Here is a 16,420-nt window from a genome sequence, read left to right as displayed (position 1 = left end):
ATGGAAATACAACAGTTTCGGTACGATAATAAAATCGTTCAAAAGTTTTTATACGCCACGATGCTGTGGGGTGTAGTTGGGATGTTGGTCGGGCTCTTGCTGGCCTTTATGTTTTTATTCCCAAACATTACAGATGGAATTTCATGGTTGAGCTTCGGCCGTCTCAGGCCCTTGCATACCAATGCGGTGATTTTCGCTTTCGTCGGGAACGCCATCTTTGCGGGAGTTTATTATTCCCTTCAAAGATTGCTGAAGGCCCGTATGTTCAGTGATTTTCTAAGTAATTTTAATTTTTGGGGATGGCAGTTGATCATTGTGGCCGCTGCAATTACCCTTCCCTTGGGGTACACCACCTCAAAGGAGTACGCTGAGTTGGAATGGCCTATTGACCTCGCGATTGCCATCGTCTGGGTAGCTTTTGGTTGGAATATGATCGGCACAATTTTGAAGCGGAGGCAAAGACATCTTTATGTGGCCATTTGGTTTTACCTCGCCACTTTTGTAACGGTCGCTGTGCTTCATATCTTCAACAGCCTTGAGCTTCCGGTGGCAGCCTTAAAGAGCTACTCGGTTTATGCCGGAGTGCAAGATGCATTGGTGCAGTGGTGGTACGGGCATAATGCGGTGGCCTTCTTTTTGACCACGCCTTTCTTGGGATTGATGTATTACTTCGTTCCAAAAGCCGCCAACCGTCCTGTTTATTCGTATCGACTGTCCATTGTACACTTCTGGTCCTTGATATTCATCTACATCTGGGCCGGTCCTCACCACTTGTTGTATTCCGCTTTGCCTGATTGGGCTCAGAATCTCGGAGTGGTATTCTCTGTGATGCTGATAGCACCATCTTGGGGAGGTATGATCAATGGTCTGTTAACGCTTCGTGGCGTGTGGGACAAGGTTCGAAGTGATGCCACCTTAAAATTCATGGTAGTCGCCATTACCGGATATGGTATGGCCACTTTCGAAGGTCCAATGTTGTCACTTAAAAACGTAAATGCCATTGCCCACTTTAGTGACTGGATTATTGCCCACGTGCACGTAGGCGCACTGGCCTGGAATGGATTCTTAACCTTTGGTATGATTTACTGGCTGGTTCCGAAAATGTTTAAGACCACCCTGTACTCCAAAAGTTTGGCCAATCTACACTTTTGGATTGGTACTTTGGGGATAGTGCTCTATGCACTGCCCATGTACGTAGCTGGCTTTACCCAAGCGTTGATGTGGAAAGACTTCAATCCAGATGGTACTTTGGTCTACGGAAATTTCTTGGAAACGGTTACCCAGATTATTCCTATGTATTGGATGCGTGCCATTGGTGGTACCATGTTCATTGTTGGGATGCTCATCATGATCTATAACGTGATCGTAACCATAAGAAAGGGAAGTGGTGTTGAGGATGAATTGGCTGAGGCTCCTGCATTGACCAGGGTTTCCAAAAGAAGAATTGCCGGGGAAACCTTCCACAATTGGCTCGAAAGAAGACCTATTCAATTGACCATTTTAGCTACGGTAGCTATTCTGATAGGGGGTATTATCCAAATTGTTCCAACGATTTTGGTGAAGTCCAATATCCCAACCATAACCAGTGTGAAACCCTATACTCCCCTTGAATTGGAAGGTCGTGACCTATACATCAGGGAAGGTTGTGTTGGCTGCCACTCGCAAATGATCAGACCATTCCGAAGCGAGGTGGAGCGCTATGGTGAGTATGCCAAGGCAGGTGAATTTGTCTATGATCACCCCTTCCTTTGGGGCAGTAAACGTACTGGGCCTGATTTACTGAGGGTTGGAGGCAAGTACTCCGACAGCTGGCACTTGAACCATATGTATGACCCACAGAGTACTTCCGCAGGTTCCATAATGCCAGCCTACCAATGGTTGGTCCGGGACCGACATGACAGAAGTGGAATTCAAGGGAAGATGGAGGCCATGGTAAGTTTGGGAGTACCCTATACCGAAGAGGATATTGCCAACGCAGATGCAAGTATGGCCGAGCAGGCCCTGCAAATTGAGAAAAATCTGTACGCCGATCCCGAATTCGTGAGGACCTATGAGGCCGATAAAAAATACGCCGAGGAAAATGGTGAGGAATTTGTGGAGATGCGAGATCGAGAAATTGTATCCCTCATTGCCTATTTGCAGCGATTGGGAACCGATATCAAAGTAAAGGAAACGGATGAGTTATTATCCCAAAATAAATAAGCCATGTTGAAATTCGTCAAAAACCATATGGAAAGTATTGATGGGATAGCCAACTATCCCATGCTGTCCCTACTCATTTTCTTTGTCTTTTTCGTTCTACTGTTCTGGTGGGTTTTCACCTCATCAAAAGAACACATTAAAGAGATGGGAGAATTGCCATTAGATAACGATTACAATAACAAACCATAGCATTATGAGCACAAAAACACCTTGGTGGATACGCATCCCCCTACTATTCTTTTTGATTTTCGGATTGATGGAATACTTCATTGATTCAGGTGAGAAACCTGCCATTATCGAATACCCCATTACCCAGTTTTTTATGCTCATGGTCTTGTTGATATTGATAGCCATCGAGCTGATTTTAAGCTCCATTGAAAATGTGATGTTCCAAACCCTCTCACCCGAGGCACAGGAGCGTTATTTGGCAGCAAAGAATAAAAAATGGGAATGGAAATGGGGCAAATCAGTCTACAAACGATTGACCCGAAGTAAATCCATTGAAAAAGAAGGAGAAATCATTCTTGATCATAACTACGATGGCATTCGAGAGTTGGACAATGTCTTGCCGCCTTGGTGGGTCTATCTCTTTTATGTGACCATCATTTTCGGCGTCATTTATTTGGTTCGCTTCCACATCGCTGGGGATTATGACCAAGATTTGGAATATGAACAAGAGGTTGCCGCCGCTCAATTAGCTATTGAAGAATATAAGAAGACCGCTAAAGATTTGGTGGATATCAATACGGTGGAGTTTTTGACCGATGCTTCAGACTTAAACGCCGGAAAAAAGATTTTTACCGATAACTGTGTGGTTTGCCATATGGCCGATGGCGGGGGTGGAATTGGCCCCAACCTGACCGATGAGCATTGGATTTTGGGAGGAGGCATCAAGAATGTGTTCAATACCATTTCTGAAGGAGGACGTGATGGAAAAGGAATGGTGGCTTGGAAGCAAAGCTTGAAGCCTGCTGAAATGGCCCAAGTAGCGAGTTACATTCTCACACTGGGCGGTACAACTCCAGCTAGTCCAAAAGCACCGGAAGGCGAAATTTGGGTGGATCCCGATGCGCCTGATCCTACGGAAATCCCAGAGGAAACTCCAACGGAACAGGTTACGGATTCCACCAATGTGGCCATGAACTAAAATTGAATCCAGAGAGACAGTGCCATATTTGAGACCCCAATAAGAAGAGGAAATAATGGAAGAAAATTTTAGGGATTCCATCGGAACGATAACAGAAGAGGGCAAACGGGCGTGGATTTATCCCAAAAAACCAAAGGGTCGCTTTTATGACTATCGCAAATATGTAAGCTACGGCCTTCTTTTATTTCTCTTTGCTTCTCCTTTCATAAAGATCAATGGAAATCAATTTCTATTGTTCAATGTATTGGAGCGCCGGTTCAATATTTTTGGATTTCCATTTTGGCCACAGGATTTTCATTTGGTGGTCGTCTCCATGATTATTGGAGTAATTTTTGTCGCTCTTTTTACCGTGGCCTATGGCCGAATTTTTTGCGGATGGATGTGTCCCCAGACCATATTCATGGAGATGGTCTTCCGAAGAATCGAGTATTGGATCGATGGAGACCGGGGAGCACAAATGCGATTGGACAAAGCGCCTTGGAACGGAAAGAAAATTTGGAAAAGAAGCCTAAAATGGAGTGTGTTTTTCATTATCTCTTTTCTTATTGCCAATGTCTTTTTAGCATATCTGATTGGGAGTGATAGGCTGATTCAATATGTCACAGATGGGCCGATGGCGCATTTGGGCACCATGGTTCCCCTTTTAATTTTTACTGCCGTATTCTATTTTGTTTTTGCTTGGTTTAGGGAACAGGTGTGCATCATCGCATGTCCGTACGGTAGGCTACAGGGAGTACTGCTGGATGACAAATCCATCGTTGTAGCCTATGATCACCGAAGGGGTGAAGGAGAAAGTGGACGTAAGAAGTTCCGCAAAAACGAAGATAGGGACGCTCTTGGTCATGGGGATTGTATCGATTGCTTTCAATGTGTGAATGTGTGCCCCACAGGAATCGATATCCGAAACGGTACCCAACTCGAATGTGTCAACTGCACAGCTTGTATCGATGAGTGCGACCACATTATGGACAGCATAAACCTACCAAGAGGGCTTATACGATATGCCAGCGAGGATGAAATCAACCAAAAGGAGAAATTCAAGTTCACGGCCCGAATGAAAGGCTATACAGGAGTATTGACCATTCTTATTGGAATATTGATAGGAATGCTTTTCCTTCGAAATGAGTTGGAGGCCAATATTTTGAGACTTCCAGGGCAACTTTATGAACGTAAGGCGGATAACGTCATCAGCAATGTTTACACCTACAAATTGGTCAATAAAACGTCGAAGGATATCAATAATGTGAACTTCAAACTGCTGTCGCACAAAGGAACCATTAAAATGGTTGCCAATGATAGCTTTAAAGTTGAGGCAGAACAACTGGCTGAGGGAACACTTTTTATTGAGATCAATAACTCGGCCCTCACAGGAGATAAAGATGAACTAAAAATTGGCGTCTACAGCAATGGTGAGTTGATTGAAACAACAAAAACAAAGTTTTTAGCTCCAAGGAGCTATAATTAAAGATTGGGATATGAAGATCAATTGGGGAACAGGAATCGTACTGGCATTTATAGCTTTCATAAGTTTTATCATGTACTTCGTCATTCAGATGGCAATGGATGATAGAGCCAACCATGATCTGGTCACTGAAGACTATTACAAACAAGAACTGGAGTATCAAAAGGAAATTGACGCCGAACGTTCAGCTTCCAAAATGAAGGCAAACCTGAAAGTTACTAAGTCAGCCCAAGGACTTACGCTTGTATTTCCAAAAGACTTCGATGTTAACCAAATTACTGGAACAGTGTCCCTATATAGACCGTCTAACAAGCACTTGGATTTTAACTTACCCATAAGTTTGTCCAATACACATTTGCTCATACCTGACAATCGCTTGGTAGACGGTCGCTGGGACATTACCGTACAATGGAAATATAAAGACAAAACCTTTTTGCACAAAGAAAAATTAACGTATTGATGCTACTGTTATCTGCTTTGGTTTTTGGTTTTTTGGGAAGTTTGCACTGTTTGGGCATGTGTGGCCCCATTGCGTTTATGCTTCCCGTAAATAGAGAAAGCAAAGTCAAATCGGTAACACAGCTTTCCCTATATCATTTTGGCCGTTTTATGGCTTATGGCATCATTGGGGTTTTGTTTGGTTTTTTGGGAAAAGGACTTTCCTTATTTGGGATGCAACAAAAGTTGTCCATAGCCGTGGGCATTCTTATGTTGATTTTGGTTTTCTTTCCTGGTAGGTACTTCAAGGCCCATAAATTGGCAGCACCCATCTATAGGTTGATTGGTGCCGTAAAATCTAAACTCGGACAAGAACTAAAAAAGAAATCCAATGACACCTTTTTGACCATTGGATTTCTAAATGGTTTCTTACCTTGTGGATTGGTCTATATGGCCCTTTTGGGAGCTGTTGCCCTCAGCAACCCTTGGTATGGAGGACTTTATATGATGCTTTTTGGATTGGGGACGGTTCCTTTGATGACGGCGGTTGTTTTTTCCAAAGGTCTGTTTCGAGGGCGATTTAAATCAAAAATAAAAAAAGCAATCCCGGTATTTGTAGTACTGATTGGGGTTTTGTTCATACTTAGGGGACTGGGGCTGGGAATCCCTTATGTTTCTCCCAAGCCCGCACAAAATAATGCGGTATCCGCCGCCATTGAATGTCATCAACCTTAAACAAAAAAAATGAGAATAACTTCAGCAGAAGAAGTAGTAAAAGAAATAAAATCGGGAGACCGTGTTTTTTTCCAGGGAGCTGCAATGACCCCCAACGAACTTATAGATGCGCTCTGTGAACGGTATAATGAGTTAAGGGATGTAGAAATTATCTCCATACATACTGAAGGAGACGCTAAATACGTGCGAAAGCCTTATAGTGAGGCATTTACCTTGAATTCTTGCTTTGTAGGAGCAAATGTGAGAAAAAGTGTTAATACCCCAAATGCAGGTTACATTCCCATATTTCTTAGTGAGATTCCGTGGTTGTTCAAAAATGATATATTGCCGTTGGATGTTGCAGTTATTCAGGTATCAAGCCCAGATAAGCATGGGTATTGCTCCTTAGGCGTATCCGTGGATGTGGCCCTGCCGGCGGTTAGAACTGCCAAGAAAATCATTGCTCAAGTCAATCCCCAAGTGCCAAGAACCCATGGAACCGGAATTATTCATATAAATGAAATTGCTGCTGCGGTAGAAATAGATCGGCCGATTCATCAACACACCGCAGGGGAACTGTCCGAAATTGAAAATATGATTGGAAAGAATGTGGCTTCTTTAATAGAGGATGGCGCCACGCTCCAAATGGGGATAGGAAATATTCCCAATGCCGTGCTTTCCAACTTAGGCAACCACAAAAATTTGGGAATCCATACCGAAATGTTTTCTGATGGAGTTTTGCCCCTTATTGAGAAAGGCGTCATCAATGGCGCTGAGAAAAAAGTAAAGATGGGAAAGATTGTAAGTTGTTTTGCAGTGGGATCCCAAAAACTGTATGACTTTATCGATGACAACCCCATATGTGATTTTAGGGATGCAGGCTATACCAATGATGGTGCACGAATACGTCGGAATCCGAAAGTGACCGCCATTAACAGTGCCATTGAGATCGATATGACCGGTCAGGTGTGTGCCGACACTATTGGTAGCTTTCAGTTTTCTGGTGTTGGTGGACAAATGGACTTTATTCGGGGCGCCTCCCTATCGGTAGGTGGCAAGCCAATTTTTGCAATGTCGTCCGTTACCAATAAAGGGGTTTCCAAAATAGTGCCCTATTTAAAGGAAGGAGCGGGAGTGACGACTACCCGGGCACACGTGCATTATGTGATTACAGAATATGGTGTAGTAAACCTTTATGGTAAAACTTTGCAGGATCGTTCCAAGGCGCTAGCTTCAATAGCGCACCCAAATCATAGGGAAGGCCTTGAAAGAGCTGCATTTGAACGATTTAAAGGATATCGATTCTAAAAATTAAAAAGGGAAGTTGAATTCAACTTCCCTTTTTTTGGTGAACAGTACTATGAAACCAACCAAATAGTTCAACCAACTATATTTTGAAGGTAATCACCGGAATATTGGCATGATTGGCCACATCTTCTCCAATACTTCCCATAAAAAAGTGGGTTAATCCCCTTCGTCCATGGGTTGGAATACCAATCATATCTGCAGTGATACTATCACTATAGTTCAAAACACCTTTTTCCACGGTGTAGTCATTGTAAATCTCCACTTGCAATCCAAGTTTGGCCACATCAAGAAAGTTTGAAATTCTAGAGTACGCATCCTCGGTGCTCAAGAACTCATCCCCTGGGGTATTTATATAAACTGGGAAGAGCTCGGCATCAAATAGCTTGGCAATCTCTATGGCCTTTTTGATGGCAGGAATACTTTCCTCCTTAAAAGCACAAGCGAATACAAATCGCTCCACGCTAAATTCTTCATGTTCCTTTTTGATGACAAGCACGGGAACATCGGAACTCCGCACCACCCTTTCGGTGTTGGAGCCAATGAAAATTTCCTTTAGCCCATCCGTACCGTGGGAACCCATTACAATAAGATCGGCATTGTGTTTTTCTGCGACATCATTGACTTCATGAAACACCTTATAGTGCTTTATGACTGGGACAATATTTACATCTTTTAGGTAAGGTTTGTCCAAAAAGTCATTAAAGCGTTTTTCGCCGATCTTAATCAAATGCACAACTTGTTCTTGGGCAATGTATCCCGATTCGCTCATAATGGCAGGCGAAAGTTCGAGCATGTGCAAAACGATCAGTTCGGCATTACTTTTTTTAGCCAATGAAGCGGCCACTTTCAAAGCATTTTCAGATTGTTCTGAGAAATCGATAGGCACTATAATACTTTTCATAATTTGCTGTTTTTGAGGTTAAATTGTCATGGAAAATAGACGAGTTTTGGGTTTATTTCTATATAATTTCAGGTCAAATGCCATACATATATTTCGAACAAAGGGCTTTCCTTTTTCTGTTATTTTGATAGAGTTGGCGCCAATTTCAATAAGCTCATCCTTTTCCAATTCACTGAGATTTTCTAGAATAAGTTGAGAATCGGGAAGGTCCGTAGTTTCGTATCCGAAAGAAGTTTCAAATCGGCACATAAGATCAAGAATATGCTGCCGAATGACTTGGTCCTCCTCTGACAAAATATGCCCCCTAAATATGGGAAGAACCCCATGAGATACAAGGTGCTGGTATTCATCCACATTCTTTGCATTTTGGGCAAAACCGTACCAACTGTCCCCGATACTCGAAGCACCCAAGCCGATCATCACTTTGGTTTTGGAAGGCGTATACCCCATAAAGTTCCGATGGAGTGTCCCTTGGATCATGGATTGATGTAAATCATCGGTTTTAAGGGCAAAATGATCCATACCTACATCGGTGTACCCAAAATAGGTCAACATCTTTTTTCCCAATTCGTATTGATCCCTTTTTACCGAAGCTTCTGGCAAATCTGAATCTTTGTATCCCCGCTGTCCATTTCCCTTTAACCAAGGAACATGGGCATAGCTATAGAATGCGATGCGGTCGGGTTTTAGCTCATGGGTAATGGATATGGTCTTCTTAACATCCTCCAAGGTTTGGAAGGGTAGTCCATATATAATATCGTGACCGACGGAAGTATATCCAATTTCCCTTGCCCATCGCGTGACTTTTTCTACATTTTCAAAAGGTTGAATTCTATTGATTGCCTTTTGAACACTTTCATTATAATCCTGTACACCATAACATACCCTTCTGAAACCTACATCGAAAAGAGCTTTCAGATGTTTTTTGGTGGTATTGTTGGGGTGCCCCTCAAAACTAAACTGAGCATTGTCAGCTTTTTCACCTCGTCTTAGAATACCTTTGATTAAATATTGAAGGTTTTCCGGAGAGAAAAAGGTTGGTGTTCCTCCCCCGAGGTGCAATTCCTTTATTTTAGGTTTTTCCCCAAGCAGGTCTACATATAGTTTCCATTCCTTAAGAACAGAACTGATATAAGGCATCTCCAACTCATGTCTTTTGGTAATGCGCTTGTGACAACCACAAAAGGTGCACATACTCTCGCAGAAGGGCAGATGTATATAAATACTTAGACCCTCAGCCGGGTTTTCCCGATAGGCTTTCAACAAGGAAGCTTCCCAACGTTTTCCTGAAAAAGTTTCAAGATTCCAATAAGGTACCGTAGGATAACTGGTATATCTGGGCCCTGGAACATTATACTTTTGGACTAATCCGCACATTCTTTCATGTTTATATTTCAAATTTAGGCTGCCAAAAAAGCATAAAACATGATAAATGTCACACAAGCCTTCTAAGGCCCCATGGCTGACAAATATCATGTTTCAACCAACCACTATCCTATAGCTTTGGGGTAAACTGTTCATACTTTTATGGGAGAGAAAAATGTAACCCGTCATACGGACGCGCTGGAAAAGCAAATCTTCGAACAGCATTTGGTAAAAGACGTAAAGGCATTGGAAATGCTTTTGGATAGACAACTCTTCGAAGATGACATTGTACGTATTGGAGCTGAGCAAGAGCTCTGCATAATTGATAAACATAATCAGCCCTATGATATCAATCTGAAACTTTTAGAAGAAATCAACGACCCTCATTTTACGTCAGAACTGGCCAGTTATAACCTTGAGATCAACCTAGATCCCTTTGAACTCAAAGGAGACTGTTTTAGTAAGGTTGAGAATCAACTCAATTCGCTTTTGGCCAAGGCTGATGATTTTGCAGCAAAGTCAAAGGGTCATGTACTTTTAGCAGGGATTTTGCCGACAATTGGCATGAAGGAAGTTTCTTTTGAATACTTTACTCCGGTTCCAAGATATATGGCATTGAACAACTCGCTTTTAGCCTTAAAAGGAGGAGATTTCAATCTAAAAATACGAGGCGTGGATGAGCTTTATCTTCGTCATGATTCTGTGTTGTTTGAAGGCTGTAATACCAGTTTTCAAATGCATCTTCAGATTCCCTCGCACGATTTTGTATCGAGCTATAATTGGGCCCAGGCCATAGCTGGACCAGTACTTTCCATATGTTGTAACTCTCCCCTTTTGATGGGTCGTGAACTTTGGAAAGAAACGCGTATTGCGCTGTTTCAGCAGAGCTTGGACACCCGACAGACCAGTTACGCCCTTAAAGATCAGGTGCCACGGGTAGGTTTTGGAAGTAGATGGGCCAAGGGCTCGGTTGCAGAAATATTCAAGGAGGATATTTCCAAACACCGCATTCTGTTGACCAAACCCATTGAGGAAGATTCGGTTGAGGTGATTGAATCAGGTGGTATTCCGGAACTGTATGCACTTCGTTTGCACAATGGTACGGTATATCGTTGGAACCGCCCTTGTTACGGTGTGGGAGGCGGTAAGCCCCATTTACGGATTGAGAACCGCTACATACCCTCGGGACCCTCACCCTTGGACGAAATCGCCAATTTTGCTTTTTGGGTTGGCTTGATGAAAGGTAGACCTTCGAGCTATGATGATATGGAGAAAAAAATGGATTTCAAATGCGCTAAACAGAATTTTATCAAGGCCGCCCGTATGGGGAAAGAAACCATTTTTATATGGGAAAACGAGGAGATAACCGCAGAAGAGCTCATACTCAAAGAACTACTTCCCATTGCACATGAAGGACTGAAAAAATGCAATGTGGACAAGGCGGATATTGAAAGGCTTTTGTCCATTATTGCACAAAGAACTTCTGGCCGGACAGGAGACCAATGGCAGGTTCAGAACTACAGAAAGTTGCGTAAATCCCACAGACCAGGCAAAGCCTTAAGCCAACTGACCCAAGGTATGCGGGAAAACCAAAAAAACAATTTGCCCGTGCATCAATGGGCAGACATAAAACCCACCAAGAAAACGGAGGAATCTGGGCCAGCTTCGGTAGCCTCCATAATGTCCACTAAGCTGTATACCTTGCATGAAGACGATTATGTGGTGATGGCAAAGGCCATTATGGAATGGAATAACATCAATCATATTCCGGTTGAAAACCGAAAAGGTAAATTGGTGGGCTTATTGACCACCAGTCATTTGCAATCTCTTAAAGAAAAGGATAATTTGGAGTGGCTGTCCGTAAAAGATGTTATGGTAACAGATGTCATTTCCATTGATCCAACAACGAACATAAAGGAAGCAAAGGAAATCATGGACAGAAACGAGATTGGCTGTCTTCCGGTTTGTACAAAAAACAAGCCGGTAGGCATCATTAGTATCAAAGATTTATGATCATAAAAGAATCACCAATAACCCCAAATCAAACTTTAACCGTAAACCGCATCTTTGGACATGTCATTGGAGAGCAAAAGGGTCCGACCCTTGTTTTTTTTGCTGGAATCCATGGCAATGAGCCTGCGGGTATTTTTGCTTTGGAATCCGTCCTAAAAGGTTTGGGGACGGACCGGAAAAGTATATCTGGTGAACTTTATGCCATTGCGGGAAACCTTCCGGCCTTAAAGAAGGGTGTGCGTTTTATTGATGAGGACCTCAACCGTATTTGGCTGCCGGAACGCTTTCTTAGTCCAAGTCCGCTAGAACCCGTTGATAATATAGAGCAAAATGAAATGATGGAATTGCTGGGTCTGGTAGAGGAGATTATGGCGACAGGTTCAGGACCTTTTTACTTTATTGATTTGCATACAACTTCTGGGGACACTTCTCCTTTTATGTTGATCAATGACACCTTGCTCAACCGCAGGTTTGCATCGAATTACCCACTACCGGTCATTCTGGGTATTGAAGAATATCTTCAAGGAACCTTTTTCAATTACATTAACCAAATGGGCCATGTGGCCCTGGGATTTGAAGGAGGTAAACATCGCGGAGATTTAGTGGTAGAGAACACTATAAAGTTTATTGAATTTACCTTAGGGTTGACCGGGTTTAAAAAAGTAAATCAAAATGAATGGGCTGCTCTTAAAGATGAAATCCAAGATTCTTCGTTGTTTTCCTATAGGTTTTATGAAGTTTTTCATCAGCATGCCATAAGCATCAATGATGAGTTTGAAATGCTAAAAGGATATATCAATTTTCAGAAAATTGAAAAGGGTAAACCCCTTGCTTTCAAGAATGGGAAGATGATAACCGCAATAGCCGAGGGACAAATATTTATGCCGCTTTATCAAAAAAAGGGGCAAGAAGGGTTTTACATCATCAGAAAAATACCAAAGCTCTTCTTAACTCTGTCTAAGTACTTAAGAAAGACAAGGGCGGAAGCTTTGCTATTGTTACTTCCTGGAATTTCCTGGGCATCGAAGACCAAAGATGCGTTAAGTGTCAATAAAAAAATTGCCCGTTTCTTCAGCAAACAGTTGTTTCACCTATTGGGTTATCGCATAAGAAACGAGAAGGACAACAAGTTCATTGTGAAGAAAAGGGAAAGGCGAACCCAACAAAAACTCTATTCCAAGGAAGACTGGTACAAAAAACAACCCTGAAGCGTACGCGTCAGGGTTGCTAAAAACTTATACATCAAATAACTACTATTGCATCACAAAATTTATAGGTATGCTATACGCCACTTTAGTGGGTTTTCCCCTTTGCATGCCTGGGGTAACCATGGGTAGCGAAGCTATAATTCTTTGAGCCTCTTTCTCCAAAAGTCGGTCTGGACCACGTTTTTTAATATGGGTCACTTTCCCATCGGGGCCAATCACGAACTGTACAAAAACCCTACCCGTTATTCGCATTTCAAGCGCCATTTGGGGGTACACCAAGTTATTTTTGATGTGCTCCTGCACCTTTTGGTTAAAACATTCCCTGCGCTCAGTTTCAGTTGGGCAGCTTTCACAACCCGGAAAAATTGGAGCATTCTCTACTATAGCGAAGGGCACTATGATTTCTTCCTCGACTTCATCAACATCTACTTCATCAACATTTACCACAACATCCTCAATAAAGGTGTCTTGGCTACTTTCGGTACTTTCGATTACAGTTTCCTCGACCTCTTCAACATCCTCAATAATCTCTATGACATCGGGAGCCGCTGGTGGGGGTGGAGGGGGAGCTGTTATAACGTTTTCAGTCACAGGAACATCTTCCTTGAGGTCATCAACAACCTGAACAATATCTAAAACATCGGATTCCTTTTCGTATGTTTTTACTTCCAACGATTGCCAGGTGACAAACAAAATGGAAGCTAGGCCTATTAGGAAATAGAGGCTGCGATTTCTACCTATGTCAGCATTGGGATTCTTTTTTGGTTTCATGACTTTTCTATTTAACTGAGATAAAGTTAGATAGCTAGGGGCTGAAAAAACATGATAATAGTCAGGTCTGACTTCCACAGTTCACTTAATGTCAGGACTTTCAACATAAGCCAAATCCTTTTTCTTAAAATCGCTGGTTATGGTCAAACACATCCGAAGTACATCGCGATTTTCGTTTGGAAAATGATTTTTCAAATAACCCATATCAAAGGTGAAGGTCTTGGAAAGCTTCTGCCCAAAACCTACATAAAATCGGTTTTGGTTAAAAAAGGATTCATCCAAGTTGACGAACAGTTCGTTGAACATTCTTAAGAACGTTTTTTTGTAAATAGGTCTTATATATTGAATACGATAGCGTATGCGATTGGTAAAAAAATCCTCAGTTGAATTTTGTATCCATCTCGATTCTAACCGAAATCTTTGGTCAATTAGTCCTCGAACAAGCGGATGTTTTATTGTGAATGATTCGAAAAGCCAGATTTGTGAAGACGCAGTATCGATAAGAGGCTGCTCATGGGTTTCGGCATTTAAATAGGCCACCCCAAGCGTAAAAGACGAGTTCTTTTGGGTAGAGTAACGCAAACCAGAGCTTATAAAGGAAAACTCTCGATTTTCGAAAACATCGTGATATCTAATAATTCCGATGGTGGGGATGCTCCAACGCTCGTTTAATTGGGAGTCATTTACTACAATGTACCAAGAATCCGAATGGTCATCCTTGAAATCTTGTCCATGAAGACATACAAAAGTAAGGGTGAAAAATAATGTAAATAAAGAAGAATAAGTCAACTGTTCTGCACCGCCCATTTAAAATGGATTTTAACTTACAATGCAAAGTTTTGCTTTTTAAAAAAGTAAAAAACATGATACTTATCAGTAGAAAAACAAAATATATGTGAACTTGGGTTTTGGAGTTTTTAAACGGTGGAACGCTAACTTTTTTGACCCTCCCAAATCAATGCGGCGGCACCACAGATGGCAGCTGTTTTACCTTCCATACCTGTCTGCATGATCTTTACTTTTCCTTTATAGACATCCAGAAGGAATTCGTTGAAATACGACTCCAAGGGCTCCAAAATCCATTTGCCACTATTTACGAGACCTCCCATCAAAATAAAAGCTTCCGGCTGTGTAAAGGCTGTAAAATTGGCCAAGGCTTGTGCCATGATTTTAGCGGTATAGTCGAAAGCCTTGAGTGCAATTTCATCACCTTCTTCTGCGGCTTGGGTAATGTCTTCCCCATGGAGGTCGTTATAGGCTACGTTTTTAAAGCGACTGTCAATCATATACTTGCTCAACATATACATTATGGTGCGTTTCAAGCCAGTAGCCGAAACATAGGCTTCCAGCCCTCCTTTTACACCAAGTCCGGTCAATCGGCCATCACCTATGGTCATATCCACATGGCCCAGTTCGCCCGCAAAACCATCATACCCATCAATGAGTTGTCCATTGGCGACGATACCTGCCCCAAAGCCTGTTCCAAGGGTGATTGCTATAAAGTCCTTGATGTTTTTGGCACTTCCGAAGAGCATTTCGCCCAAAGCGGCAGCGCTGGCATCATTCATAATTCGCATGGGCATGTCCAAGCGTTTTTGGAGCTCCGATAAGATTGGAACGCTTCCTTTCCAAAGTAAATTACTGGCATTTTCGATGGTTCCATTTTTGCTGGATGCGTTGGGTGCACCAATGCCACAGCCCAAAACATGGGCTCCGTCATATTTTGCCAAAAGCTCGTTGGAAGTTTTTGCTACTCGGTCCAGATAGTCATTGAGATCTGGATATTCACGAGTTCGAAAGAAGGTTTTTTCCAAACATTTGCCATCGCTGTTCACCAATCCAATTTTGGTTTTGGTACCGCCAATATCTATTCCTATAACTAAGTCCATCTTTTGGTATCTATTATGCCTGTTACTTGGTTTTTAAAGGTAACCAATATCCAATCAAAAATAAATTACGATAAGGTTAATAAAAATGCGTTTGCGAAAGATTTCAAGGGCAATGGACAAAACCTGATATCGGTCATATTTTAGATGGGAGTGCCATTCTACTTTTGGATTGTCATTAGGTTTTAATTAAATAATTAGGCATGAGCAATATTCATAAAATTTTAGTTCCCTTCGATTTCTCAGAAGCTTCCATAGGAGCTTTGGAATATACGGTCAATTTTGTGGGTCCTAACCGTTCCGCCGATATCCTTGCGCTTTATGTAGGGGTATTGCCATCCACTGCGCAAGAGGAGAAGGAACTGTCGGAAAACTTCCGGAAGGTATTGGGGTCATTTAAAATGAAGACAAAAAAACCACCAGTGTTTGCCAGTGTATCGGGAAATGTGATCGAAACGATTCTAGTCACACAGGTCAATCAAAAAATCGACCTTATTATCATGGGGACCATGGGAGATAAAACAACTGATGAGGCTATAACCCATACTTCAAAACTGGTTTTGGAAGCGAACTGCCCGGTTATTTCAGTTCCCTATGGTTGTGATATCAAACAGCCCAAGGAAATTGCCCTGGTTATTGGCAAAGAAGAAATTGAAGACAAAAAGGTTTTAAAGGTGTTGCTGGATGTGGCACGAACCTTTAACTCCAAAATTCATGTGTTAACGATTTATAGGGAATCGGTGTATGCCGAGGAAGCTATAGTTGACCGCACAGAGAATCTATTGGAGTACTATTTAGAGCATTTTTATGTAGAACATGCGTTTAGCAAGAATGAAGATGTAGAAAAAGGAATTTTGGACTATATCAATGCAAAGAAGATTGATATGCTGGCCATATTGCCAAGAAACCATGCTCGGTTGGACACTCCTTCGGAGGGGCGTTTGACCAAACTCTTGACCCTTCATTCTGAAGTCCCAGTATTGGCTTTGGACTAATATTCACCTT

The 16,420-nt window shown here is 42.1% G+C and carries 15 protein-coding genes; 10 read left to right on the top strand and 5 right to left on the bottom strand.

The window, feature by feature from the left end; all coding sequences use genetic code 11:
* The 7 genes from ccoN to EW142_RS10510 are packed head-to-tail and all read left to right on the top strand — an operon-like array spanning position 1 to position 7,271.
* Positions 1–2,202, top strand: a complete 2,202-nt coding sequence (gene ccoN / locus EW142_RS10540; protein WP_130613649.1) for a cytochrome-c oxidase, cbb3-type subunit I — start codon at positions 1–3, stop codon at positions 2,200–2,202.
* A 3-nt stretch (positions 2,203–2,205) separates the two neighbouring features.
* Positions 2,206–2,391, top strand: a complete 186-nt coding sequence (locus EW142_RS10535) for a CcoQ/FixQ family Cbb3-type cytochrome c oxidase assembly chaperone (RefSeq protein WP_130613647.1) — start codon at positions 2,206–2,208, stop codon at positions 2,389–2,391.
* Positions 2,392–2,395: 4 nt separating this feature from the next.
* The gene (locus EW142_RS10530; protein ID WP_130613645.1) at positions 2,396–3,349 is read left to right on the top strand and encodes a cbb3-type cytochrome c oxidase N-terminal domain-containing protein; all 954 of its coding nucleotides are present in this window, start codon (positions 2,396–2,398) and stop codon (positions 3,347–3,349) included.
* A 55-nt stretch (positions 3,350–3,404) separates the two neighbouring features.
* Positions 3,405–4,814 (top strand): cytochrome c oxidase accessory protein CcoG, encoded by a 1,410-nt coding sequence (gene ccoG / locus EW142_RS10525; protein WP_130613643.1) that lies wholly within the window; start codon positions 3,405–3,407, stop codon positions 4,812–4,814.
* Between the two features lie 10 nt (positions 4,815–4,824).
* A complete protein-coding gene (locus EW142_RS10520) occupies positions 4,825–5,271 on the top strand; it encodes a FixH family protein (RefSeq protein WP_130613641.1) in 447 nt (148 codons plus the stop codon).
* Entirely contained in the window at positions 5,271–5,984 is a 714-nt protein-coding gene (locus EW142_RS10515) for a sulfite exporter TauE/SafE family protein (RefSeq protein WP_130613639.1), read from the top strand. The genes EW142_RS10520 and EW142_RS10515 overlap by 1 nt, the downstream gene beginning before the upstream one ends.
* A 9-nt stretch (positions 5,985–5,993) precedes the next feature.
* Positions 5,994–7,271 (top strand): acetyl-CoA hydrolase/transferase family protein, encoded by a 1,278-nt coding sequence (locus tag EW142_RS10510; protein ID WP_130613637.1) that lies wholly within the window; start codon positions 5,994–5,996, stop codon positions 7,269–7,271.
* Positions 7,272–7,350: 79 nt separating this feature from the next.
* Here EW142_RS10510 and EW142_RS10505 read toward each other — a convergent pair whose 3' ends face one another.
* Together EW142_RS10505 and hemN are read right to left on the bottom strand one after the other, a co-directional pair.
* Entirely contained in the window at positions 7,351–8,172 is an 822-nt protein-coding gene (locus EW142_RS10505) for a universal stress protein (RefSeq protein WP_130613635.1), read from the bottom strand.
* A gap of 18 nt (positions 8,173–8,190) precedes the next feature.
* On the bottom strand, positions 8,191–9,549 hold the full coding sequence (gene hemN / locus EW142_RS10500) for an oxygen-independent coproporphyrinogen III oxidase (protein ID WP_130613633.1): 1,359 nt from the start codon (positions 9,547–9,549) through the stop codon (positions 8,191–8,193).
* A 150-nt stretch (positions 9,550–9,699) separates the two neighbouring features.
* Between hemN and EW142_RS10495 the strand changes: the two genes are divergently transcribed.
* Positions 9,700–11,550, top strand: coding sequence for a CBS domain-containing protein (locus EW142_RS10495; protein ID WP_130613631.1), 1,851 nt, complete (start codon positions 9,700–9,702; stop codon positions 11,548–11,550).
* Positions 11,547–12,758, top strand: coding sequence for a succinylglutamate desuccinylase/aspartoacylase domain-containing protein (locus EW142_RS10490; RefSeq protein ID WP_130613629.1), 1,212 nt, complete (start codon positions 11,547–11,549; stop codon positions 12,756–12,758). The genes EW142_RS10495 and EW142_RS10490 overlap by 4 nt, the downstream gene beginning before the upstream one ends.
* Positions 12,759–12,803: 45 nt before the next feature.
* On the opposite strand, the gene EW142_RS10485 is transcribed toward EW142_RS10490, so the two are convergent.
* From EW142_RS10485 to EW142_RS10475, 3 genes are all read right to left on the bottom strand, one after another.
* Positions 12,804–13,529, bottom strand: a complete 726-nt coding sequence (locus EW142_RS10485) for an energy transducer TonB (RefSeq protein ID WP_130613627.1) — start codon at positions 13,527–13,529, stop codon at positions 12,804–12,806.
* A gap of 81 nt (positions 13,530–13,610) precedes the next feature.
* Positions 13,611–14,336, bottom strand: coding sequence for a DUF2490 domain-containing protein (locus tag EW142_RS10480; protein ID WP_130613625.1), 726 nt, complete (start codon positions 14,334–14,336; stop codon positions 13,611–13,613).
* A gap of 125 nt (positions 14,337–14,461) precedes the next feature.
* Positions 14,462–15,418, bottom strand: coding sequence for an ROK family protein (locus EW142_RS10475; protein WP_130613624.1), 957 nt, complete (start codon positions 15,416–15,418; stop codon positions 14,462–14,464).
* A gap of 200 nt (positions 15,419–15,618) precedes the next feature.
* Here EW142_RS10475 and EW142_RS10470 point away from each other — a divergent pair, with 200 nt between their 5' ends.
* On the top strand, positions 15,619–16,410 hold the full coding sequence (locus EW142_RS10470; RefSeq protein ID WP_130613622.1) for a universal stress protein: 792 nt from the start codon (positions 15,619–15,621) through the stop codon (positions 16,408–16,410).
* Positions 16,411–16,420 lie beyond the last annotated feature (10 nt).

This window comes from Flagellimonas allohymeniacidonis (genome assembly GCF_004296335.1).
Taxonomy (GTDB): Bacteria; Bacteroidota; Bacteroidia; order Flavobacteriales; family Flavobacteriaceae; genus Flagellimonas; species Flagellimonas allohymeniacidonis.
Note: the sequence above shows the minus strand (reverse complement) of the source record. Positions and strands in the feature narration are given on the sequence as shown.